This is a genomic window from Streptomyces sp. NPDC002845 (assembly GCF_053591955.1).
On the sequence record NZ_JBSFUU010000001.1, the window covers coordinates 235,202 to 257,184 of the forward strand.

Consider the following 21,983-nt stretch of genomic DNA (forward strand, 5'->3'; position numbering starts at 1 on the left):
ACCCCCCGCTCCACCCCCACCCCGCGCAGCATCCCCGGGGGGGGGTCGCCCCCCGGGGGGGGGGGGGGGGCCGCGGCCCCCCCCCACCCCGTCGTCAGCGGTGCGTCGGCCCCTTGTATGCCGTAGGGGCGCTACGCGCGTAGACGACCCCCTTCCCCAGGAGAGTGCGCCATCAACGCGTCCAGCAGCCCTCCGGCCGATGCGGCGGGCGGTCAGGTGACCGCAGTCGAACTCGCCGGCATCACCAAGCGATTCCCGGGCGTCGTGGCCAACCACGACATCCACCTCAGCGTCCACAAGGGCACCGTGCACGCCCTCGTCGGCGAGAACGGCGCCGGCAAGTCGACCCTGATGAAGATCCTCTACGGCATGCAGAAGCCGGACGAGGGCACCATCGCGGTCGACGGCGAGCAGGTCACCTTCCACAGCCCCGCCGACGCCATCGCCCGCGGCATCGGCATGGTGCACCAGCACTTCATGCTCGCCGACAACCTCACGGTGCTGGAGAACGTGGTGCTGGGCAGCGAGAAGCTGTACGGCATCGGCGCCCGCGCCCGCCGCAAGATCAACGAGATCTCCGAGCGGTACGGCCTCGGCGTGCGCCCCGAAGCCCTGGTCGAGGAACTCGGCGTCGCCGCCCGCCAGCGCGTGGAGATCCTCAAGGTCCTCTACCGCGGCGCCCGCATCCTGATCCTGGACGAGCCGACCGCGGTCCTGGTGCCGCAGGAGGTCGACGCGCTCTTCGCCAACCTGCGCGAGCTGAGGTCCGAGGGCCTGTCGGTCATCTTCATCTCCCACAAGCTGGGCGAGGTCCTCTCGGTCGCCGACGAGATCACCGTCATCCGCCGCGGCACGACCGTCGGCACGGCCGTCCCCGCCGAGACCACCTCCCGCCAGCTCGCCGAGATGATGGTCGGCAGCGAACTGCCCACCCCCGAGACCGCCGAGTCCACGGTCACCGACCGCCCCGTCATCACGGTCGAGGACCTGCGCCTGGAGGCGGCCAGCGGCAAGGCCCTCCTCGACGACATCAGCTTCACCATCCACGCGGGCGAGGTCCTGGGCCTGGCCGGCGTCGAGGGCAACGGCCAGACCGAACTCGTCGACGCGCTCGTCGGCCTCAAGCACGCCGACTCCGGCACCATCGCGCTGGAGGGCGAGGAGATCACCGCCTGGGCCACCCGCAAGCGCCGCGAACAGGGCGTCGGCTACATCCCCGAGGACCGCCACCGCCACGGCCTGCTTCTGGAGGCCCCCCTCTGGGAGAACCGTATCCTCGGCCACGTCACCGAGAAGCCCAACGCCAAGGGCATCTGGATCGACCCCAAGGCCGCCCAGGAGGACACGCGCCGCATCGTCGAGGCGTACGACGTCCGCACCCCCGGCATCGACGTCACCGCCGCCTCCCTCTCCGGCGGCAACCAGCAGAAGCTGATCGTCGGCCGCGAGATGAGCCACAAGCCGAAGTTCCTGATCGCCGCCCACCCCACCCGCGGTGTGGACGTCGGCGCGCAGGCCGCCATCTGGGACCACATCCGCGAGGCCCGCCGCGAGGGCCTGGCCGTCCTGCTGATCTCCGCCGACCTCGACGAGCTGATCGGCCTGTCCGACACGCTCCGGGTGATCTACAACGGCAAGCTGGTCGCGGACGCCGACCCGGCCACCATCACCCCCGAGGAACTCGGCTCGGCCATGACCGGTGCCGCCTCCGGTCACCTGGAGCACGAAGAGACCCCCGAAGACGCCCCTGAGTCTCCTGAGTCCGGCGAAGACGAGGCCCGCTGATGAAGAAGTTCGACAAGGAGCGCGCGCTCCTCGCGGTGGCCGGGCCGGTCATCGCGCTGGCCGTGGCCTTCGCCCTGACCTCGGTCGTGCTGATCGCCTCGGGCAAGAGCCCGGTCGAGCCGTACGCGATCATGTTCGAGCAGGCCACGTTCTCCGACGTCCAGGTGCTGATCATCAACCAGGCGTCGATGTACTACATCGCGGCGCTCGCGGTGGCCATCGGCTTCAGGATGAACCTGTTCAACATCGGCGTCGACGGCCAGTACCAGCTCGCCGCCATGACGGCCGCCATCGTCGGCGCCCACGCCGACCTGCCCGCCGTCCTCCAGATCCCGCTGCTGCTCCTGACCGCCGTCTGCACGGGCGCGTTCTGGTCCGGCATCGCCGGTGTCCTCAAGGTCACCCGCGGGGTCAGCGAAGTCGTCGCGACGATCATGCTCAACGCGATCGCCACCTCCGTCATCGCCTACCTGTGGCTGCCCGACGTCTTCGGCGTCAAGGTCGGCAACAACAACACCACCGGCGAGATGGCCGAGTCCGGCTGGGTGCCCGGCTTCGACCTGGGCGACGCCGGTGAGATCTACGGCCTCGTCGTCCTCGCCGCGCTGCTCGGCATCGGCTACTGGGTCGTCCTCAACCGCACCCGCTTCGGCTTCGACCTGCGCGCCTCGGGCGCCTCGCAGACCGCCGCCGCGGCCAGCGGTGTCGACCCCAAGCGCATGGTCCTCATGGCCATGCTGGTCTCCGGCGGCATCGCCGGCCTCGCGGGCCTGCCGATCCTGCTCGGCGACACCCACACGTACAGCCTGAACTTCCCCACCGGCATCGGCTTCCTCGGCATCGGCATCGCCCTGCTCGGCCGCAACAACCCCACCGGCATCGCCTTCGCGGCCCTGCTGTGGGCCTGGCTCGACAAGGCGTCCCCCGAGCTGGACTTCCATGACTACGACAAGGAAATCGCGGTCATCATGCAGGGCCTGATCGTGCTCGCGGTCGTCGTCTCGTACGAGGCCGTACGCGAATGGGGTCTGCGCCGCCAGCAGCGCCTCGTCGGCGCCGAACTCGCCGCGGGCCACGTCCTCGGCCACTCCGCCGACAACAACACCCAGAAGGAGGTGGCTGGCCGATGACCACCGCGACCGACATCAACCAGCCCACGCTGCAGCCCGCCGCCCCGGTCGGCCGCAGGCTGACGCTCCCCGTCCTCCTGCTGATCATCGCCGGCGCCCTGGCGCTGACCTCGATCGTCCGCATCATCACCGGCGCCGACGGCATCACCAACGTCAGCCAGATGTCCACCGCGCTCCAGCTCGCCGTCCCGATCGGCCTCGCCGGCCTCGGCGGTCTGTGGGCCGAGCGCGCGGGCGTCGTCAACATCGGCCTCGAAGGCATGATGATCCTCGGCACCTGGTTCGGCGCCTGGGCCGGCTTCCAGTGGGGCCCGTGGACCGGCGTCCTGGTCGGCATCCTCGGCGGCGCGCTCGGCGGTCTGCTGCACGCCTTCGTCACCGTCACCTTCAACGTCAACCACATCGTCTCCGGTGTGGCCATCAACATCCTCGCCCTCGGCGCCACCCGCTACCTCGCCCCCCTCGCCTTCGAGGGCCACACCGGCGGCTCGGCCAAGCAGTCCCCGCCGGTGGAGTCCCTCGGCCACTTCACGGTGCCAGGGCTCTCCGACGGGCTCCGAGATCTCAACGACAAGGGCTGGTTCTTCGTCTCGGACATCGCCGGGCTCCTCGGCGGTCTGGTCACCAACGTCTCCTGGCTGACCCTGATCGCCATCGCGCTGATCCCCGCCAGCTGGTGGATCCTGTGGCGCACCCCCTTCGGCCTGCGCCTGCGCTCCTGCGGCGAGAACCCGGTCGCGGCCGAGTCGCTCGGCGTCAACGTCTACAAGTACAAGTACCTCGCCGTGATCATCTCGGGCGGCCTGGCCGGTCTGGGCGGCGTCTTCCTGTCCATCGTCGCGAACCCCTTCTACCTGGAGGGCCAGGTCAGCGGCCGCGGCTACATCGGTCTCGCCGCGATGATCTTCGGCAACTGGATGCCCGGCGGACTCGCCATCGGCGCGGGCCTGTTCGGCTACACCGACAGCCTCAACCTGCGCGGCGGCTCCGAGAACGTCCACGCGCTGCTGCTGCTCGGCTCCCTCCTGCTCGTCATCGGCGCCGTCTGGCTGGTGATCCAGAAGAAGTACGTCCCGGCCGTGATCACCGTCGTCATCGGTGCCCTGATGTTCGCCTGGTACGCCGGCACCGACGAGGTCCCGAACCAGGTCGTCTCCGCCACGCCGTACGTCATCACACTGATCGTCCTCGCCCTGTCGGCCCAGCGCCTGCGGATGCCGAGGGCGAACGGCATGCCGTACCGGAAGGGACAGGGCAAGTGACCTCGGCGGCCTTCATGACGGCCGACTGGGACAAGCTGCGTACGGTGGCCCGGGACGCCATGTCCCGGGCGTACGCCCCGTACTCCAGCTACCCGGTCGGCGTCGCGGCCCTGGTCGACGACGGGCGGATCGTCTCCGGCTGCAACGTCGAGAACGCCTCGTACGGCCTCAGCCTGTGTGCCGAGTGCGGTCTCGTCTCGGAGTTGCAGAACACCGGGGGCGGCCGGCTGACGCACTTCACCTGCGTCGACGGCAAGGGCGACATCCTCGTCCCGTGCGGCCGCTGCCGCCAGCTGCTGTACGAGTTCGGCGGCCCCGGCCTGCTGCTGGAGACACCGGAGGGCATCCTGCCGCTGTCGGAGATGCTGCCCCAGGCCTTCGGACCGGCGCATCTCACCCAGTAACTCTCCTGCGGTCCCTCTGAGTTGCTCAGGGGGGCCGTACTTTTCGCACTTCCCGGAAGGAACGCCATGACGCTCTTGTCGACGGATGCCATCTCCGTCATCCGCACCAAGCGGGACCGCGGTGAGCTCAGTGACGAGCAGATCGACTGGGTCATCGACGCGTACACCCGCGGCGAGGTCGCCGACGAGCAGATGTCCGCGCTCGCGATGGCCATCCTGCTCAACGGCATGAACCGCCAGGAGATCGCCCGCTGGACGGCGGCGATGATCGCGTCGGGCGAGCGGATGGACTTCTCCTCCCTGTCCCGTCCGACGGCCGACAAGCACTCCACGGGCGGCGTCGGCGACAAGATCACGCTGCCGCTGGCCCCGCTGGTGGCCGCCTGCGGCGCGGCGGTCCCGCAGCTGTCGGGCCGGGGCCTCGGCCACACCGGCGGCACCCTGGACAAGCTGGAGTCGATCCCGGGCTGGCGCGCGCTGCTCTCGAACGAGGAGATGCTGTCGGTCCTGGACGGCACCGGCGCGGTGATCTGCGCGGCGGGCGACGGCCTGGCCCCCGCGGACAAGAAGCTGTACGCACTCCGTGACGTCACGGGAACGGTCGAGGCGATCCCCCTGATCGCCTCCTCGATCATGTCCAAGAAGATCGCGGAGGGCACGGGCTCGCTGGTCCTGGACGTGAAGGTGGGCACGGGCGCCTTCATGAAGACCCTGGACGACGCGCGGGAGCTGGCGTCGACGATGGTGGGCTTGGGCACGGACCACGGCGTGAAGACGGTCGCGCTCCTGACGGACATGTCGACCCCCCTGGGCCTGACGGCGGGCAACGCGCTGGAGGTACGGGAGTCGGTGGAGGTCCTCGCGGGCGGCGGCCCCTCGGACGTCGTCGAACTGACCCTGGCCCTGGCCCGCGAAATGCTGGACGCGGCGGGCGTGAAGGACGCGGACCCGGCGAAGGCCCTGGCCGACGGCTCGGCGATGGACGTCTGGCGCCGCATGATCGCCGCGCAGGGCGGCGACCCGGACGCGGAACTCCCCGTGGCGCGGGAGCAGCACGTGGTGAAGGCCCCGTCGTCCGGTGTCCTCACCCGCCTCGACGCGTACGGCATCGGCGTCGCCGCCTGGCGCCTGGGCGCCGGCCGCGCCCGCAAGGAGGACCCGGTCCAGGCGGGCGCGGGTGTCGAACTGCACGCCAAGCCGGGCGACAGGGTGACCGAGGGCCAGCCCCTGCTGACCCTCCACACGGACACGCCGGAGCGGTTCGCGTATGCGCTTCAAGCGGTGGAGGGGGCGTACGACATCGGGGCGGCGGGTACGGCGTTCACAGCGTCGCCAGTGGTGCTGGAGCGTATTGCCTGAGCTGGGCCCGCGGCCGGAGCCGCTGATGCCGAGGCTTCTTTCGGGTGAACGGGATCGGTGGACCGTCGCCGGTCCCGTTCGGCATGCTGGGATCGGTGACGCACCGATTGGAGACCGCCATGAGCGCACTCACCGTCGACCACACGCCGGCCAGTGGCCACGAGTGGGACGACCTCGTCCGGATCTGGCAGGAGACGGACGCCCCCGAGGGCTGCAAGGTGGAGATCATCGAGGGGATCGTCACCGTGGCACCACCGCCGTCCATTGCCCACAACGACATTGCCGACCTCGTCCAGCGCCGCCTCTACCAGGTCATCCCCGAGGATTGGGGCATCTACCAGACGCTCGGCACGGCTGTTCCGTCTCGTGCCGGGCTCTACATCCCTGACCTTGCTGTAGCCCCGAGGGGAGTGTTGTACGCCGAGGGGGAGGGCAACTACATCCCCGCAGCCGCCGCCGAGCTCGTCGTGGAGATCACCTCGAAGTCCAACGCGAGCAACGACCGGATCAAGAAGGCCGCGGGTTATGCGCAGGCGGGAGTGCCGCTGTACCTGCTCATCGACGGCTGGGCCCCCGGTGGTCCCACCGTGACGCTCTACGGTGAGCCGAAGGGCGACGTGTACCGCGTGCTGCGCGCAGGCAAGTTCGGTGACGCGATCGAACTTCCCGAGCCCTTCGGCTTCACGCTGGACACCAGTGTGTTCCCGGCCAAGTAGGAGGAGGCAGCCGACACCCACGGCGATCGGAAAGCCAAGGCTGCCAGGGCCGTCCGATGAGTTACGCCTCTCCGCCCGGTCTACCGATCGTGGACGCAACGACACCCGCCGTACTCGTACTCGTATTGCCGGGACCCGTCACCAAGGACGAGGTACCCCGGCTCTGTGACGAGGTGCGCGCGCAGCTGGAAGGGGCCGGGGGCGGCGTCGTGGTGTGCGACGTCGCCGGGATCGGGCCGCCGGGGCTGGGGGCCGTCGACGTCCTGGCCCGGCTCCAGCTCGCCGCCCGCCGGGCCGGGGGCCGCATCCGGCTGCGGGACCCTGACCCGGCACTGCGCGCGCTACTCGGCCTCGTCGGGCTCAGCTTCGAGGTGGAGGGGCAGCCCGAAGAGGGGGAACCAGCGGGCGGTGTCGAGGAAGCAGTGGAATCCGGTGATACGGCCCTCTGAGATCTCCAGTGCCTGGATGGCCCACGGGGCGTAGCCGCCCTTCTCCGGGTCCGGCTTGTACTGCGCGAAGCCCGGGAGGCCGTTGACGGACACGGGCACCAGCCGGGAGCCCGCGCAGGGCGCGCCCAGGGTCGTCATGAAGCCCGTGATGTCCAGCGTGCCCGTCAGCCACAGGTCGAACGGCGGCATCGTCATGACCGCGTCCTCGTGCAGCAGGGCCGTCAGCGCCGTCATGTCGTACCCCTCGAAGGCGGAGACATAGCGGTCCAGGAGCTTCTGCTGCTCCTCGTCCAGCGGATCGGAGACGGCGGCCTCCGCGCCGTGCCCGTTGCTCTCCGCGAGGGTGGCCCGGGCTCGCTGAAGCGCGCTGTTGACCGAGGCGACGGAGGTGTCGAGCAGCTCGGCGACCTCGCTCGCCTTCCAGGCCAGCACCTCGCGCAGGATGAGCACCGCGCGCTGTTTGGCGGGCAGTTGCTGCAGGGCGGCGACGAAGGCCAGCCGCACGGATTCCTTCGCCACGGCCGCCTCCGCCGGGTCGCTGGTCGTCGGGAGCACGCGGTCGTCGGGGACCGGCTCCAGCCAGGTGTTGTCCGGGCGGGGCGCGAGGGCCGCCTGGGCGAGCGGTGTCGAGTCGGTGAGGTCCATGGGGCGGGCCCGCTTGTTGCCCGCCGTCAGCATGTCCAGACACACATTGGTGGCGATCCGGTAGAGCCAGGACCGAAGCGAGGACCGCCCCTCGAACTTCTCGTAATTCCGCCAGGCCCGCACCATCGTGTCCTGCACCGCGTCCTCGGCCTCGAAGGACGAGCCGAGCATCCGGTAGCAGTACCCCGTCAGCTCGACCCGGTGCTTCTCCAGCCTGACGTCCAGGTCCGCCGTCGTCGCCGTTCCGCTGCCCATCGTGCACCCACCCCTGTGGCCGTACCCATCACGCGCCTTCCGCGCCCAGCCCTTCGGACGCTACCGCAGCCCACTGACAACGGCGCCTGGAGTGGGGAAAGGCGCAGGTCAGGGTTGTGGTGGCGTTGCCGTGGGATCGGCCTTGCGGCCTCCTCCTCAAGCCGCGTCTTCGAGGCGCAGGAGCAGCAGGTCGAACTCGGGGCCGTCGGGGGTGTTGCGGTACGGGCCCGCGTACTCGTAGCCGAGGCGTGCGTACAGGTCGTGGCCGCGCTGGTTGGAGGGCAGCGCGAGCAGCGAGGACCACGTCGGGTTGACGGCCCTGAGTAGCGCGGTGTGGAGCCGGGTACCGATGCCCCGGGACTGCCAAGGTGGGCGCACGGCCAGTTCGCACAGCCCCATCAGGCGCTCCGTACGGGCGCCCTCGGGCACCTGGTCGATCAGGCCGGGACCGAACCAGTATTCAGGACTGCACGGAAATCCGTACCCGAAGCCGACGGCACTGCCGTCCACGTACGCCACGGTCAAAGCGAAACCGGGGTGCTTGAGGTGACTCCCGATCTGGCGGTGGAGCGCGGGCACGGACAAGCCCATCGCCTCGGCGCCAGGGTTGTCGACCAACTCGGGGTGGGCATCGGCCCAGATGTCGGCGAGGACATCGACCATCGGCACGACCTCGCCGGGCCCATAGGTGCGGATTACCGCGTCGGTGCGGGTGCTCGGGGTGGTCACTGTCTCCTCCTCAGCCGATGCGAGTTATGTCGAGCACCATGGCGTCGTAGCGGGGCGAGTCCTCGAAGGGCTGCATCTGGCCGACCTTCCGGTAGCCCCAGCTCTCGTACAGGGCGCGGACCTTGGGACGCTGGCTGTCCACCAGCAGCGAAGCACGTGTTTCCGTCCGCAGCCTCATCAGCTCATCATGGATGCCGCGGGCGATGCCCTTCCCGCGCCACGGCGTCCGCACCATGATCTCGCACAGGCCGAAAGTGCCCTCCACGCCGTACTCCCGGGTCGACGGGGTGCAGGACCTCATGCCACTCGCGGACGCTGTCCAGCCGCCCGTACGCGTAGCCCACCGTCTCGCCGTCGATCTCGCCGATGACACAGGCCCAGCTCGGTCCCGAGGCGTGACCAGACAGCCGTTCCTCGAATCGCTCCACGGAGTGGAACGGGTCGTGGGCGGCGTTCTTGGCATAGACCTCGGCGTACACGTCCACGAGTAGGGAGCGGATCTGCGGCAGGTGTTCGCGCCTGTAGTAGCTGAGCGTGAGCACTTCCGCCGTCATGGTGCCGCCTCCCGGTAGTGGTCTGCAAAGTCTGCGGTACCCCTTGGCCCGCAGTTGAGAACGTCGCGGTGGAACTGTGCCAGATGCGCGCTCCACCGGGGGCTGCGTACCTCAGGGAGCAACGCGAGAGCGTCGTGTCCGGACGCGAGAGCCGCGTCGGCCTCGCCGGAGGAAAGGAGGTTGCGGGCGAGGCTGATGTGGGTGGCGACCGCCTCGGGGGCGTACTCCTGCACTCACCGCTGGCCCAGCCGCGTGATCTCGTCGTAGGCCGGGCCAGCGTGCGGTACTCATGATTGTGGCCCGCTCCAACTCTCCTGGATGCTGTTGGCGAATCCAGTGCGGGTGGGGGCTGTCGCGGAAGCGTGAACACTTCGGCCCGAAGTGTTCACGCTTCCGAGTCGGGCACCGCCACACATGGTCCACTCGTCGGTCCGCCCACGCCACAGGCCGGACTTCGCCAACAGCGTCCAACTCTCCTGGAGCGGGCCGCAGTCGTGCGTACGAGGTCAGGCGTCGAAGTGTCCGTCCCGTATGCCGGTGATGAAGGACTCGAAGGCCGAGGACGGCATCAGCAGGGCCGGTCCGTTGGGGTTTTTGGAGTCGCGCACGGCGACTGTGCCGTCGAGGCCGGCGGTCTCGACGCAGTTGCCGCCGTTGTTGCTGTAGGAGGACTTGGTCCAGTCCGCGCCCTCCAGTTCGGATGCCAGGACCGTGGCGGGCTGAGTGTTCATTCTGTGATCTCTCGCGATAGCTGGTGCAGGAACTTCGGAGTGTCCCGAGGGGGAAGCGCGTTCGACACCATGGCGTCGAACATCCGGCTGAACCGGTCGACTTCGCGGGGCTTGTCCGTGACGGCGACGGTGCGCATCGCCGTGTCACTCTGGATGGTCGTCGGCAGCCCATCGCCCAAGATCATGATGTTCACGTCGTGGAGCGCCACGTAGCCACGCTCCCCTTGAGGGAGTACTTGGAGCGTGACGTTCTCCTGGTCCGCGAGCCTGGCGAGTTCGTCGTACTGCTCGCGCATCACGTCCGTGTCGCCGACGGGGTAGCGCAGGGCCGGTTCGTTGAGGATCGCCCATAGCTTCAGGGGGTCGTCGTCTCGTGTCAGTGCCTCCTTTCTCCTCATGCGCAGGTGCACGCTCTGCCGCATGAACTCCGTCGTCGTCTCGTCGATGGGCTTATGCACCTCGTGTACGGCCTTCGCGTACGCCTCGCTCTGCAGCAGCCCCGGAATGACGGACGGATGGAAGGCACGGATCTCCCGCGCTGCCGCCTCGATGCCGAGAAACCGGGGCATGCCCGAGAGCATGTTCGTGCTGCCGTCCGCCCACCATTCCCGGCTGGACGCCTCGCGTTGGAGGGCGACGAGCCGGTCCACGTGGTCGTCGTCCGCGATGCCGTAGCGCTCCAACAGCTCGCGCAAGTGACTGGCCTGCCGGAAAGACTTCCACCCGGTCTCGACCCGCTGAAGTGTGCTCTCGTCGACGCTCAGCCCGTCCACCGCCTGCGCGATGGTGAGGCCTGCTTCCTTGCGCAGCTGCCGCAGCTCGTGACCGAGCCCAATGCGCCTGGCCGTTGGCTGGGGTCTTGCGGCCATGTGCCCTCCCGTTCCGGCGATGCGAGCGCCGACGTCTGCCTTGTAATCAGCGTGGCATCCGATGTGCTCGCAGCGGAAGCCATGCGCACGCTTCAGCATATGCCGATTCATCAACTAAGGCTGATTCCCAGCAGATTCAATTGCGGATTCCGCGACTGAGGCGGGACGGTGGTGACACAGGCCCGGTGACACAAGGACGTCCCGAGGCATGGACCGACGCACGTAAAAACCCCGGCGGTGCGTGAACACCCCGGGGCGTGACCGACTGGAATGGAGTCGACAGTGACCCTTGTACCACGCCTGCTCGAATGGGTGAGAACACTCCTGTTCGGGCCGCCCGTATCCGGCCGCCCCGCCTCCAGCGCGGCCCCGGAGACTGGCCGCAGCTTGTCGGTGCGCTGCCCGTCGCCGCAGTACTGGGGCATCGTCCTCGGCCAGGCCCGCCGCCGCAGGGCGCCGCACCTGTGGCCGCCCGCTGTCGAGGACAACCCTGTTGTCGGCCTCGTGCGCCTCTACGTGCCGCCGCCGGAGGAGTGCACGCACCCGATGTCCATCTCGGCAGGGGAGGCGCGGTGACGATGACCGTCTACGAGCCGCGCCTCGGCGACACCGTCGAGGACACCGGCCGCAAGAAGGTCGGCAGGGTCATGGGGTTCGAGGGGCCGTACGTGCAGTTGCGGCCGGTCGGCGGAGGCCGCGAGTGGGACGCGAGGCCGGAGAAGCTGCGGCAGGTCACGCTCGCCGAGGCGATCAGCGCGGGCGTGGCCGTGGTCAACGCGCGGTCCCGAGGGGAGATGCCGTGACGGTGGACGACTCTCTGCCCGTTGACGTCGAGACGATGCGCGCCACTGCGGCCCGCCTGCTCGCGGACGACGCCGAGCCGCTCTCTGCGGGTGAGCTGGAGACGCTGACGCTCACGCTGCGGGGGCACCTGGAGCTGCTCATCCCCGAAGCCGAGCGAGCCGCGAAGGAGGTGCCCGACGACGCCCCCGGTATGGCGGTCCCGGTCGCAGGTGCGCTCGTGTTCGGGGCAGAGGCCCGCAGGGAACTGGACCTCCCGCCCCACCCCGCACTGGACGTCGCCACCAGGTACGCGCGCAGACTCGCCCGCTCCGTGAACACCCTCTGCGACCACCTGGAACAGCTGGGCGGTGAGCGGCCGTGACCGCGACCCTGCACGTGTGCCGCCACTGCGACGGCCGGACCACCCGAGCAGGCTTCGGGAAGGCCGGTGGCGGACAAGCCGGGCAACTCAGGGCCTGGCCGGGAGGTGTGGGCGCACCACGAGCACGCGCACCTCGCCACGCCGGACCCGCGTCCGCTCGCCGTGCTCACCCGTCCGCCCTCGTCCTCGCCGTGGTGCCGACGATGACGATCGACTGACGCGCCCCACGGCGACCGTATGGCAGTCAGGTCGCACTGCAAGACGCCCCTCCGGCCGGGAACGGAAACCCGGCCGGAGGCGCGCACACCTCAGTGCGCCCCCACCAGCCCCCGCTGAGCCCGAGCCGCCCGCGACCCCACCACCGTGACCCCCACAACCCCGGCCACCGCCAGCATCCCCAGCCCGACCGTCCCGCCCCAACCTCCGGCATGGAACGCCACCGCCCCCAACGTGCTGCCCACACTGGACCCCACGTAATACGCGGACTGGTACAGCGCGGAGGCCTGCGCCCGCCCCCGCGTGGCCGTGTGGCTCACCGCCGACGAGGCGACCGCGTGCCCCGCGAAGAAGCCCGCCGTGATCAGGACCAGCCCCAGCAGGACCAGCGGCAGCGAGTCCGTGAGCGACACGACCAGCCCCGTCGTCGTCGTACCGCCCGCCAGGTACAGCGCGCCCCGACGCCCGAGCCGCCCCACCAGCCTCCCCGCCGCGGACGCCGACACGGTCCCCACCAGGTACACGAGGAAGATCGAGCCGACGATGCCCTGGGGGAGGGAGAAGGGGGCCTCGGTCAGGCGGTAGCCGATGACCGTGTAGACGGCGCCGAACACCGTCATGAAGAGTGCGCCGATCGCGTACAAGCGGCACAGGAGCGGGTTCGACAGGTGCTCCCGAACCGTCCGCACCAGCACCCGTGGCCGCGACGACCCCGCCCGGAAGTGCTGGGGCGCCGGGATCAGCGCCCGGAAGGCCACCGCGCAGCCCACCGCGATCACGCCGAGCGAACCGAGCGCGACGCGCCAGCCCCACTCCTGCGCGACCCAGCCGGTGATGACCCGGCCGCTCATCCCGCCGACGCTGTTGCCCGCGACGAAGAGACCGATCGCGGTGATCAGGGCCTTGGGGCGGACCTCCTCGGCCAGGTACGCCGTCGCCGACGCCGGCACCCCGGCCAGCGCCGCCCCCTGCACCGCCCGCAGTGCCACCAGCGCGCCCAGTGACGGAGCGAAGGGCACCAGCAGCCCGACGGCCACCGCGACCGCCAGCGACGCGGTCATCAACGTACGCCGCCCGAACCGTTCCGACAGCGCGCTCATCGGCAGCACGAAGAGCGCCAGCGCACCCGTCGCCGCCGACACCGTCCAGCTCGCCTCACTCGCCGTCACCCCGAACTCGCCCGAGACGAGCGGCAGAAGAGCCTGCGTGGAGTACAGGAGCGCGAAGGTCGCGACGCCCGCGAGGAACAGCGCCAGGCTCATACGGCGGTAGCCGGGCCCGCCCGGAGTCATACGGGAGTCAGAAGCGGACGTGGCAGGGGAAACGGTCGGTACGGCGCCCACGGTCGTGGACGCCCCGGTACTGGCGCTGGGCATGTCTCGAACGTACGGACGCCACCACTCATCCGTCCAATGCACGGAACCGCCATAATCGTTCCCATGATGCATCAGCAGAGGTCAGAGCCGTACCTGTCACCGTCCGGTGACACACGAGACATCCAACACTTCGAAGACATCGTCACGCTGCTCGCCCCCCGCCTCGCGTACTTCGCCGGAGTCGCCCGCACCGAGCACGTCACCCGGGCCGCCCAGGAGATGCAGGTCCCGCAGTCCACGCTCTCCCGGGCCATGGTCCGGCTCGAACAGGATCTGGGGGTCGACCTGTTCGCCCGTCGCGGGCGGACCGTGGCGCTCACCCCCGCCGGACGGACCTTCCTCGCCTCCGTCGAGCGTGCCCTCGCCGAGGTCGAGCGGGCCGCCGAGTCGGTGCGGGCGGACGCCGACCCGGCGACCGGCAAGGTTGCCTTCGGCTTCCTGCACACCATGGGAGCGGAGACGGTACCCGGTCTGATCCAGGCGTTCCGCGCCGACCACCCGCGCGTCCGCTTCAGCCTCGTCCAGAACTACGGCGAGGCGATGATCGAGCGCATGCGGGCGGGCGAGCTGGACCTCTGCCTGACCTCGCCCGTGCCGGACGCGCCCGACCTCGTGGCCCGTCGGCTGGACGAGCAGAAGCTGCGGCTCGTCGTCCCCGCCGACCACCGCCTCGCCTCCCGCAGGCGGATCCGGCTCGCCGAGGCCGCCGACGCGACGTTCGTGACCCTCGAACCCGGCTACGGCCTGCGCCGTATCACCGACGACCTCTGCAAGGAGGCCGGCTTCAAACCCCGTATCGCCTTCGAAGGGGAGGAGGCCGAGACCCTGCGCGGACTCGTCGCCGCCGGGCTCGGCGTCGCGCTCCTGCCGCCGCCGGCCGTGCCCCGCCCGGGGGTCGTCGAGCTGACGGTCACCGCCCCGCGCGCGGCGCGCGAGATCGGGGTCGCCTGGCTCGACGGCCACCCGGACACACCGCCGGTGGCGGCCTTCAAGAAGTTCCTGCTGTCACGGCGGGGGCGGCTGCTCCCCGACTGAGCCGCAGCCGTCGTACCCGCCGTACCCGTCGTATCAGTCCATGACGTGGTGCCAGACACCACACCACCACGAACAACGCCGTCAGTACGCAGACGATCGAGCCGCCCGCCGCCAGGTCGTACGCGTACGACACATACAGCCCGGCCAGCGCGCCCGCGCCCCCGAACACCGACGCCAGCAGCGTCATCGCCCACAGCCGTTCGGTGAGCATGCGGGCAGCGGCCGCCGGAGTGATCAACAGAGCCAGGACGAGGACGTTGCCGACCGCCTCCAGGGACATCACGATCGTGGCGGTCACGACGGTGTAGAGGACCAGGTCGAGCCGCATGACCGGCAGCCCGGCGGCCCGCGCCGTCTCCCGGTCGAGGCTGACCGCGACCAGCTCCTTGCTCAGCAGCAGGATCACCGCCACCAGTACGGCCCCCAGCCCCGCCGCCATCCACACGTCCTCCGGGCCGACGGCCAGCACCTGCCCGAACAGGAACGACGACAGGTCCGTCGACCAGCTGTCCTGCGTCGACACGAGCACGATGCCGAGCCCGAACGCACAGGAGAAGAACACCCCGATGACGGTGTCCTCCTTCAGCCGCCGGTTCTGCGAGACGAGGGCGATGAGCAGGGAGGTGGTCAGTCCGGCGAGTGCCCCGCCGAGGAGGAGATTGCCGTGGAAGGCGTACGCCAGTGCCACCCCCGGGAACGCCGAGTGCGACACCGCCTCGCCGATGAACGCCATCCCGCGCAGTACGACATAGACCCCGACCACCCCGCACACCAGCCCGGTGATGACGGCGACGCCGAACGCCCGCTGCATGAAGGGGAGTTGCCAGGGGTCGAGCAGGAAGTCGATCACACCGCCACCCCCATCGCGCGGTCCAGCCCGAACGCCTTCAGCATCTGCTCCGGGTCCGCGAGCAGTTCCGGTCCGCCCTCCGCGACGACCGTACGGTTGATCAGCACCACGCGGTCACAGGTCCGCGCGGCGGCCGCCAGGTCGTGGGTGGTCATCAGCAGGGCCTTGCCCTCCTCGCCGGTCAGCCGCCGGAAGAGGTCATTGAGCAGCTCCTGCGTCGGTACGTCCACACCCGTGAACGGCTCGTCCAGCAGGAGGAGTTGAGGCTCAGCAGCCAAGGCGCGCGCCACCAGCACGCGTTGCCGCTGGCCGCCGGACAGCTCGCCGATCGGGCGGCGGCGCAGCTCCGCCAGCCCGGTCAGCTCCAGCGCCCGGTCCACGGCTTCGCGGTCCGCCGCCCTCGCCCGCCGCAGCCACCCGATGGACCGCGTACGGCCGGTCAGCACCGCCCCCGCGATGTCGATCGGGAAGTCCCAGGCGAACTCGTGCCGTTGGGGCACGTATCCGATGGGCGCCGACTCGCAGCGCGCGGCCCCCGAGGCCAACGGCACCAGGCCCAGCACCGCCCGCAACAGGGTTGTCTTGCCCGCGCCGTTGGGCCCGATCAACCCCACCAGTTCGCCCGTGTCGACGGTGAGCGAGGCGTCCGTCAGGGCGGGCCGCCCACCGAGTACGACGGACACGCCCTCGACCTTCAGCACCGTATGCGTGCCCTTCAGCACCGTATGCGTGCCGTGATTCATTCCGTGGCTCATGTCGTACGGCCCCTCCGTCGCCGTACGCCCCACACGGCCCCGCCGCCCACGAGCGCCAGCCCCGCCGCCACCGAACCGACCAGCGCCGGGTCGCCCGCGCCGGTGTGGGCCATGGAGCCGGACGGCGTTTCCCCGTCGCTCTTCGAGTCGTCCTCCGATGAAGTGCCGGACGTGTCCGAGGAGTTGGAGCCCGAATCCCCGGACGAGCCGGATGAACCGGATGAACCGGATGAACCGGAAGAGTCGGACGGCGAACCATCCCCGGGCACCACCCCCGACGTATCCCCGTCCCCCACCACGAACGCCACCGTCTCCGTGTCGCTCACCGCCGTCCCGTCGGCCAGCCTGCTGCTCATCCGGAACGTCAGCCGGTACGTGCCCTCCTCGGTGAACGCCCACCCGCCGTGCGCGTGCGTGTTGGCGGCGACGTCGAAGGAGTCGGGAACCCCGTCCTTGCTGTTGAACAGCACATTGGCGCCGGACATGGCGTCGTAGGTGTAGAGGGCGTACGTCCCCGGGCCCTCCACCTCGGTCAGCGAGAACGTCACCCCGCCCTCGGCGGCCCCGGCCGCGATGTTGTCGGTCGACCAGCCGGGCCACAGCAGCCCCTCCTGCTGGACCTGGTCGAGCAGCCACACCGGGCTGCCGGCCGCGCCGAGGAAGCTGAACTCGTCGCCGTCGGGGAGGGTGTTCCTCGCCGCGGACTTGACGTGCAGGACCACGGAGGAGGGCTCGCGCCAGGTGGTCTTCCCGGAGACCGTGCCGTCCTTGACGTGGATCTGGAGCCCGCCGTCGACGACCCGCGCGGCGAAGTCGACGTGACCCTCGTCGAGGACCGTCCGCGTCGAGACGGCATCCGAGGCGGCGAGCCCGCGGGTGGTGGCGGCCGTATACGCCGACCTCGGAGACTTCGGTGACCTGGCCTCGGTGAGCGTGGGCGCAGCCTCCTCCTCAGCGGGCACCTCACCCTCAGCCGGGACCTCCTCCTCAGCAGGACCCTTACTCTCGTCCCCGGCAGTGGCTGTCTCCCCGGGCCGCGGAGCCACGTCGACCACCCCCGCACCACCCCCGACCCGCACGGTGTAGACGGTCCCGACGGACAGGTCCCGCCCCTCGGTCGTGGTCGCCTCTGCCGAGAAGATCACCTGGTATGTCCCCTCGGCACTGAACTCCCAGCGCGCACCGCCCACTTGGCCCACCGGGACCTCGTACACATCAGGCACGTCATCCGAGCTGTCGAAGACCGGACCGCTCCCCGTCTCTCCGTACACCTTCACCTCACCCGGCCCGTCCAGCCCGGTCAGTGACCACCGCACCCGGTCCCCGGCGACGGCCCCGACGGGCACTCCGGTCGTGTCCCACCCGGGCGCCGAGCCCTCGGCCGTACCCGCCTCGCCGACCTCGATCACATGGGCGCCGTCGGCCGGATCGAGGGTCAGCGCCCCGTCGGCGTAGGCGATCCGCCCGAGCCCGTCAGCAACCGGCGTACGGTCATCCGCGACAGCGCCGCCGCCCCCCGACACCACGGCCGCCGCGACCACCACGGCGATCGCGACCCTCCGCCTCGAACCCATCGCCCCCATCGCCCCCATCGCCCTCATCAGGCGTCCTCCCCAAGGCACTTCGCGAGCTCGTTCGCGTTGTGCCGCATCATCGATACGTAGTCGTGGACGGTGTCGTCGAACGAGTCGCCGTAGATCGTGCAGATCCCGACGCCCTCGTCCTGGGCGACCCGGCGCAGTACATCGGCGCGGGACGCGAGGTTGGGCTCCAGGAAGACGGACGGGACCCGCTGCTCGCGGATGGTGTTGCCGAGTTTCTCGACCTCGGCGGCGCTGGGCTCCCGGTTCGGTACGGGGACGACGAAGCCCGCGATCTCCATGCCGTACGCCTTGGCGAGATAGCCGAAGGCGTCGTGCGTGGTGATCAGCTTGCGGTTCGGCCCGGGGACGGTCGCGAGCTTGTTCGCGACCTCCTCGTCCAGCTTCGCGAGCGTCTTCAGATACGCCTCCGCGTTCTTCTCGTACGTCGCCCGCCCCGCCGGATCGGCCTTGATCAGCTCGGCCTCGATGCGCCGGACGTAGGCCTGGGCGTTGGCGACGTCCTCCCAGGCGTGCGGGTCCAGGTCACCGTGGACGTGCTTGCCGATGACGGCCTGGGGGAGCACCCACACGTCGTCGCCGGGCGCCCCGAGGAAGCCGTACGCCTCCTCCTCGGGCACGGACTCCCTGGCCCGGTCGGGCACGTTGAGCACGACCTCGTCGGCGGCGAGCTGCCTGCGCGCGCCGCTGGCCTCGTCCTCGGACCGTACGTAGACCTGCCGCGTCTCGGCGTTGAGCGTCACGTCGGCGTGGCCGCCGTCGAGGACGGTGGCGCCCTCCGGCGGCTCGGCCGCGTCCCCGACGGTGAACGTGAACGTGCCGCTGCCGACCTCCGCCGTCCTCCCGTCGAGCGTCTCGGTGCGCCCCTCGACGGTCAGCCGGTACGTACCGGGCTCGCTGAACGCCCAGTTGACGTGCGTGTGCGCCTCGGGTGGCAGGGCGAAGGAGTCGGAGGAGTCGAAACCGTCGGACGAGTCGACGTACACCTTGGGCCGGCCGAGCGTGTCCGTGAGGTACACGCGCAGCTCGCCGGGTCCCTCCAACTCCGTCGCGGTGGTCCGGACCTGGGAGCCGTCGCCCGCCACCTCGCCCTCGACCGCCCAGCCGAGCCACAGCACGTCGAGGCCGAGGTCCTCCTCCAGCTTCATGACCGTGCCGCCGTACTGCTCCAGCGTCTCGGCGATCTCGATCTTCGTCGCGGACTTGGGCGCGTTGCTGTGGACCATCTTCATGATCCCGGGCTCTTCGAGCAGCAGCCCGTTGCTGAACACCACATCGGCCCGCGCCACCGTGGCCGCGTCACCCGGGCTCGGCTCGTACGAGTGCGGGTCGCCGTGGTGCGGCACGATCGACGTGACGTCCACACGGTCGCCGCCGACCTGGCGGACCAGGTCGGCGACGATCGCGGTGGTGGCCGACACCGTCAACTCGGCGTCGGACGAGCCCTGGTCGGGCCCGCCGCAGCCGCTGACGAGCAGTGCGCAGGCCGCCGCGGCAGCCGTGGTGTGTGCGATTCGTTTTCTCACTGTGCGGTACGCCGCCTTCCTACGGCGAACACCGTTCCGCCACCGAGGAGCAGCGCGACGACGGCGATCCCCGCGATCACCCCGGCACCGGAACCGGTGGAGGCGAGCCCGCCCCCGTTGACGGTGGTGCCGCCGCTCGACGAGCCACCACTCGTAGTCGTGGACTCGGAGCCGGGCGGGTTCTGGGAGTCTGTCGCTTTCTCCGAAGGCGTCACGGAAGCAGGAGCGGACACCGAAGCCGACACCGAAGGCGACACCGAAGCGGTTGCCGAGTTCGACGGCGAAGCCGATGCGGTCGGCGTTGCCGTGGGTTCGTCCCCCGCCCCCGGCGTCACCGTCGACGGGTCCACGTCGTCCCCGACGACCCAGGCGATCGTCTCCGTGTCGCTGACCTTCCTGCCGTCGGCGAGGGTGGCGCTCACGGTGAACGTGGTCCGGTAGACGCCCTCCCCGGCGAACGTCCAGTTCCAGTGGCTGTGCGAGTGCACGGAGTGCGCGAGTGTGTCCGGCAGCCCGTCGCCGCTGTTGAGGCGGACGTCCAGGGAACCGAACGAGTCCGAGTTGAACACCGCGACGGCGCCCGGCCCCTGCACCTTGTCGAGCCGGTAGCCGATGCTCCCGTCGACGTCGGCCTTGGCGAACTCCTCCGTGCTCCAGCCGGGCCAGACGAGACCGTCGAGCTGTTGCAGCGGCAGCCACCACACCGGGTCGCCGACCGCGCCCAGGAACTCGTACCCCGCCGTGATCCTCCGCTTGGCCGCCGGCTTCACGTGCAGGACGACCTCTCCGGGCTCGTACCACTCGTACGACTGCGACGTGCCCTCCTTGATCCGGAACTGGAGCCCGCCGTCCACGGGGCGGGCGGCCAGATCGATGTGGCCGTTGTCGACGACGTGGGCCTTGGGAGCTGTGGAGGTCGGTGTCGGGCTGGGTGAACCGCTGGTCGGAGTGGGCGAGTCGGTCGGCGTCGGAGCCGGTGTCGTGCCGTCGCCGGGAAGCACATCGGCGGGGTCGACGTCGTCGCCCACCACCACGGCCAGCGTCTCGGTGTCGGTGGAACCGCCGCTGGTCACGGTGAGCGTGAGACGGTAGATGCCCTCTGCGGTGAACGCCCAGGTGGGCACCGCCCGTTGCTCGTCCCCGGCCAGGGTGAACGAACCGGCCGCGCCGTCACCGCTGTTGAGGTGCTGCACCGCGCTCTCGTCGTTGTTGTCCATCTCGCGGGTGTAGGTGTAGAGGGCGAACCGCCCCGGCCCCTCGAATCCCGAGAGCCGCACCTCGGTGTCGTCACCGCCCGCCCCGGTGCCGTTCCAGCCCGGCTCCGGCGCGAAGATCTGGCCCGCGTTTTCCCAGCCGTTGAGGAAGTACGCGTCGAGCAGCTCCCCGATGATCGGGTACGCCGGTGAGATCACGGACTCCTTGGTCGCCGGACCGGCGTGCACGACGACCTCGGAGGGCTCGCGCACGACCGCCGCACCGTCGCCGCCGCTTCGGTCGTCGAGCCGCAACTCCAGCTTGCCGTCGACCAGTCGGGGCGCGAGGTCGAACTCGCCCTCGTCGAGGACGACGGCACCGCCGGCGGCGCGGGCCGACCCGCTGCCGCCGGCGACCAGCCCTGCCGCGCCCACGAGCACCGCCGTCGCCGCGCACAGCGCAGCGGCGGTGACCGCACGTCCACCAGTGCGTTCGTCGGCGCGTCCGCCGCGCGTCAGGGCCCGCCTCACGAGCTGACGACGACGGTGTACGTCGCGGTGGCCGACTCGGTCACGCCGCCGACCGTGCCCTGGACGCGGAAGGTCAGCTCGTAGGTGCCGGCCTCCTCGAAGGCCCAGTTGGCGTGGTTGTGCGTGGCGACGCCGAAGGGCCTGGACTTGAAGGTGGTGATGTTCGGGTTGCTGTCGTACCAGCGGGTGCCGGAGCCCGCGTAGACGCTGAAGTCGTCGGTGGCGGCGCCGTCGCGGGTGGCGCCGGTGAGGGTGTACGTCACCCGGTCGTTGGCGAAGACGCCGGTGGGGAGGTGCTCGGTGGAGATGCCCGGGAACAGGACGCCGGCCGCGTCGGCCTCCAGCTCGGTGTCGGGCAGCAGCCAGACCTCGCTGCCGGAGCCGAGGAAGCCGAAGCCGGGGTTGGCGACCTTGGCGGCGGCCGGCACGGACAGCGTCACGTCCGCGGGCTCGTACTCGGTCTCGTTCTCCTCGTCGTGGACGTGCAGGTGCAGATCGGTGCCGTCCCACTCGGCGTCGAGGACGTCGACGTGGCCCGACGAGAGCGTCGTCGCGGCGAAGGCCGACGTGTTGAGTCCGGCCGCGGCCAGCGTGGCCGCGGCGACTCCGGCGACAGTGAGCAGACGGTTGCGGGTACGCAAGGGAAGCCCCCTAGGTCATGGACATGCCCGCCATGGGCACGACCAAGACGATAATCATTTTCAATTGGAGGATGCAAGGGGGTTGTGCCGTAAAGATGGGGGCGGTGTGACCGGCGCCCCGAAGGGGCGCGGGGCGGTGACATCAGCGGCTCCGCCGCGGGACGCGACCAGCCACGACGGCGCCGCAGACGAAACACCGCACTCCC

The 21,983-nt window shown here is 70.4% G+C and carries 24 protein-coding genes; 11 read left to right on the forward strand and 13 right to left on the reverse strand.

Annotation, left to right across the window (positions count from 1 at the left end):
• Positions 1–216 precede the first annotated feature (216 nt).
• The 7 genes from ACWD3C_RS00995 (at position 217) to ACWD3C_RS01025 (ending at position 7,105) form a co-directional block, all read left to right on the forward strand.
• Complete coding sequence (locus ACWD3C_RS00995) at positions 217–1,785, forward strand: ABC transporter ATP-binding protein (protein WP_451138644.1); 1,569 nt, start codon at positions 217–219, stop codon at positions 1,783–1,785.
• On the forward strand, positions 1,785–2,915 hold the full coding sequence (locus tag ACWD3C_RS01000) for an ABC transporter permease (RefSeq protein ID WP_451138646.1): 1,131 nt from the start codon (positions 1,785–1,787) through the stop codon (positions 2,913–2,915). Before ACWD3C_RS00995 ends, ACWD3C_RS01000 begins: the two co-directional genes overlap by 1 nt.
• Entirely contained in the window at positions 2,912–4,177 is a 1,266-nt protein-coding gene (locus ACWD3C_RS01005) for an ABC transporter permease (protein ID WP_451138648.1), read from the forward strand. The genes ACWD3C_RS01000 and ACWD3C_RS01005 overlap by 4 nt, the downstream gene beginning before the upstream one ends.
• Positions 4,178–4,191: 14 nt before the next feature.
• Positions 4,192–4,581, forward strand: coding sequence for a cytidine deaminase (locus tag ACWD3C_RS01010; protein ID WP_451138772.1), 390 nt, complete (start codon positions 4,192–4,194; stop codon positions 4,579–4,581).
• Positions 4,582–4,656: 75 nt separating this feature from the next.
• Positions 4,657–5,940, forward strand: coding sequence for a thymidine phosphorylase (locus ACWD3C_RS01015; RefSeq protein ID WP_451138774.1), 1,284 nt, complete (start codon positions 4,657–4,659; stop codon positions 5,938–5,940).
• 119 nt (positions 5,941–6,059) lie between these two features.
• Positions 6,060–6,656: a Uma2 family endonuclease gene (locus tag ACWD3C_RS01020; RefSeq protein ID WP_451138650.1), complete on the forward strand. Its 597-nt coding sequence runs from the start codon at positions 6,060–6,062 to the stop codon at positions 6,654–6,656.
• Between the two features lie 56 nt (positions 6,657–6,712).
• Entirely contained in the window at positions 6,713–7,105 is a 393-nt protein-coding gene (locus ACWD3C_RS01025; protein ID WP_451138652.1) for an STAS domain-containing protein, read from the forward strand.
• On the opposite strand, the gene ACWD3C_RS01030 is transcribed toward ACWD3C_RS01025, so the two are convergent.
• From ACWD3C_RS01030 to ACWD3C_RS01055, 6 genes are all read right to left on the reverse strand, one after another.
• The gene (locus ACWD3C_RS01030; protein ID WP_451138654.1) at positions 6,998–8,005 is read right to left on the reverse strand and encodes a sigma-70 family RNA polymerase sigma factor; all 1,008 of its coding nucleotides are present in this window, start codon (positions 8,003–8,005) and stop codon (positions 6,998–7,000) included. The two genes, ACWD3C_RS01025 and ACWD3C_RS01030, sit on opposite strands and share 108 nt — an antisense overlap.
• A gap of 156 nt (positions 8,006–8,161) precedes the next feature.
• Positions 8,162–8,734: an N-acetyltransferase family protein gene (locus ACWD3C_RS01035; RefSeq protein ID WP_451138656.1), complete on the reverse strand. Its 573-nt coding sequence runs from the start codon at positions 8,732–8,734 to the stop codon at positions 8,162–8,164.
• Positions 8,735–8,744: 10 nt separating this feature from the next.
• A complete protein-coding gene (locus tag ACWD3C_RS01040) occupies positions 8,745–9,035 on the reverse strand; it encodes a GNAT family N-acetyltransferase (RefSeq protein WP_451138658.1) in 291 nt (96 codons plus the stop codon).
• Positions 8,920–9,288 (reverse strand): hypothetical protein, encoded by a 369-nt coding sequence (locus ACWD3C_RS01045; protein ID WP_451138782.1) that lies wholly within the window; start codon positions 9,286–9,288, stop codon positions 8,920–8,922. Before ACWD3C_RS01045 ends, ACWD3C_RS01040 begins: the two co-directional genes overlap by 116 nt.
• A gap of 506 nt (positions 9,289–9,794) precedes the next feature.
• Positions 9,795–10,019 carry a DUF397 domain-containing protein gene (locus tag ACWD3C_RS01050; protein ID WP_451138660.1) on the reverse strand — a complete coding sequence of 75 codons (225 nt, stop codon included), beginning with the start codon at positions 10,017–10,019 and terminating at the stop codon, positions 9,795–9,797.
• The gene (locus ACWD3C_RS01055; RefSeq protein WP_451138662.1) at positions 10,016–10,888 is read right to left on the reverse strand and encodes a helix-turn-helix domain-containing protein; all 873 of its coding nucleotides are present in this window, start codon (positions 10,886–10,888) and stop codon (positions 10,016–10,018) included. Before ACWD3C_RS01055 ends, ACWD3C_RS01050 begins: the two co-directional genes overlap by 4 nt.
• A 282-nt stretch (positions 10,889–11,170) precedes the next feature.
• Here ACWD3C_RS01055 and ACWD3C_RS01060 point away from each other — a divergent pair, with 282 nt between their 5' ends.
• Genes ACWD3C_RS01060 through ACWD3C_RS01070 form a run of 3 tightly spaced genes read left to right on the forward strand, consistent with a single transcriptional unit; the run spans position 11,171 to position 12,053 of the window.
• The gene (locus ACWD3C_RS01060) at positions 11,171–11,464 is read left to right on the forward strand and encodes a hypothetical protein (RefSeq protein ID WP_451138664.1); all 294 of its coding nucleotides are present in this window, start codon (positions 11,171–11,173) and stop codon (positions 11,462–11,464) included.
• A gap of 2 nt (positions 11,465–11,466) precedes the next feature.
• Complete coding sequence (locus tag ACWD3C_RS01065; RefSeq protein WP_451138666.1) at positions 11,467–11,691, forward strand: hypothetical protein; 225 nt, start codon at positions 11,467–11,469, stop codon at positions 11,689–11,691.
• Complete coding sequence (locus ACWD3C_RS01070; RefSeq protein ID WP_451138667.1) at positions 11,688–12,053, forward strand: DUF6415 family natural product biosynthesis protein; 366 nt, start codon at positions 11,688–11,690, stop codon at positions 12,051–12,053. Before ACWD3C_RS01065 ends, ACWD3C_RS01070 begins: the two co-directional genes overlap by 4 nt.
• Before the next feature lie 308 nt (positions 12,054–12,361).
• On the opposite strand, the gene ACWD3C_RS01075 is transcribed toward ACWD3C_RS01070, so the two are convergent.
• On the reverse strand, positions 12,362–13,645 hold the full coding sequence (locus ACWD3C_RS01075) for an MFS transporter (RefSeq protein ID WP_451138668.1): 1,284 nt from the start codon (positions 13,643–13,645) through the stop codon (positions 12,362–12,364).
• A 63-nt stretch (positions 13,646–13,708) separates the two neighbouring features.
• On the opposite strand from ACWD3C_RS01075, the gene ACWD3C_RS01080 reads away from it, so the two are divergent.
• Positions 13,709–14,680, forward strand: a complete 972-nt coding sequence (locus ACWD3C_RS01080; protein WP_451138670.1) for a LysR family transcriptional regulator — start codon at positions 13,709–13,711, stop codon at positions 14,678–14,680.
• On the opposite strand, the gene ACWD3C_RS01085 is transcribed toward ACWD3C_RS01080, so the two are convergent.
• Genes ACWD3C_RS01085 through ACWD3C_RS01110 form a run of 6 tightly spaced genes read right to left on the reverse strand, consistent with a single transcriptional unit; the run spans position 14,634 to position 21,777 of the window.
• Positions 14,634–15,530, reverse strand: a complete 897-nt coding sequence (locus tag ACWD3C_RS01085) for an anchored repeat-type ABC transporter permease subunit (RefSeq protein WP_451138672.1) — start codon at positions 15,528–15,530, stop codon at positions 14,634–14,636. The genes ACWD3C_RS01080 and ACWD3C_RS01085 overlap by 47 nt on opposite strands.
• On the reverse strand, positions 15,527–16,285 hold the full coding sequence (locus tag ACWD3C_RS01090) for an anchored repeat-type ABC transporter ATP-binding subunit (protein ID WP_451138674.1): 759 nt from the start codon (positions 16,283–16,285) through the stop codon (positions 15,527–15,529). Before ACWD3C_RS01090 ends, ACWD3C_RS01085 begins: the two co-directional genes overlap by 4 nt.
• Positions 16,282–17,886 carry a TIGR03773 family transporter-associated surface protein gene (locus ACWD3C_RS01095; protein WP_451138676.1) on the reverse strand — a complete coding sequence of 535 codons (1,605 nt, stop codon included), beginning with the start codon at positions 17,884–17,886 and terminating at the stop codon, positions 16,282–16,284. The genes ACWD3C_RS01090 and ACWD3C_RS01095 overlap by 4 nt, the downstream gene beginning before the upstream one ends.
• Positions 17,886–19,412 (reverse strand): anchored repeat ABC transporter, substrate-binding protein, encoded by a 1,527-nt coding sequence (locus ACWD3C_RS01100; RefSeq protein WP_451138678.1) that lies wholly within the window; start codon positions 19,410–19,412, stop codon positions 17,886–17,888. The genes ACWD3C_RS01095 and ACWD3C_RS01100 overlap by 1 nt, the downstream gene beginning before the upstream one ends.
• Positions 19,409–21,136: a choice-of-anchor M domain-containing protein gene (locus ACWD3C_RS01105; RefSeq protein WP_451138680.1), complete on the reverse strand. Its 1,728-nt coding sequence runs from the start codon at positions 21,134–21,136 to the stop codon at positions 19,409–19,411. The genes ACWD3C_RS01100 and ACWD3C_RS01105 overlap by 4 nt, the downstream gene beginning before the upstream one ends.
• Positions 21,133–21,777, reverse strand: a complete 645-nt coding sequence (locus tag ACWD3C_RS01110; RefSeq protein WP_451138682.1) for a choice-of-anchor M domain-containing protein — start codon at positions 21,775–21,777, stop codon at positions 21,133–21,135. The genes ACWD3C_RS01105 and ACWD3C_RS01110 overlap by 4 nt, the downstream gene beginning before the upstream one ends.
• Positions 21,778–21,983: the final 206 nt, after the last annotated feature.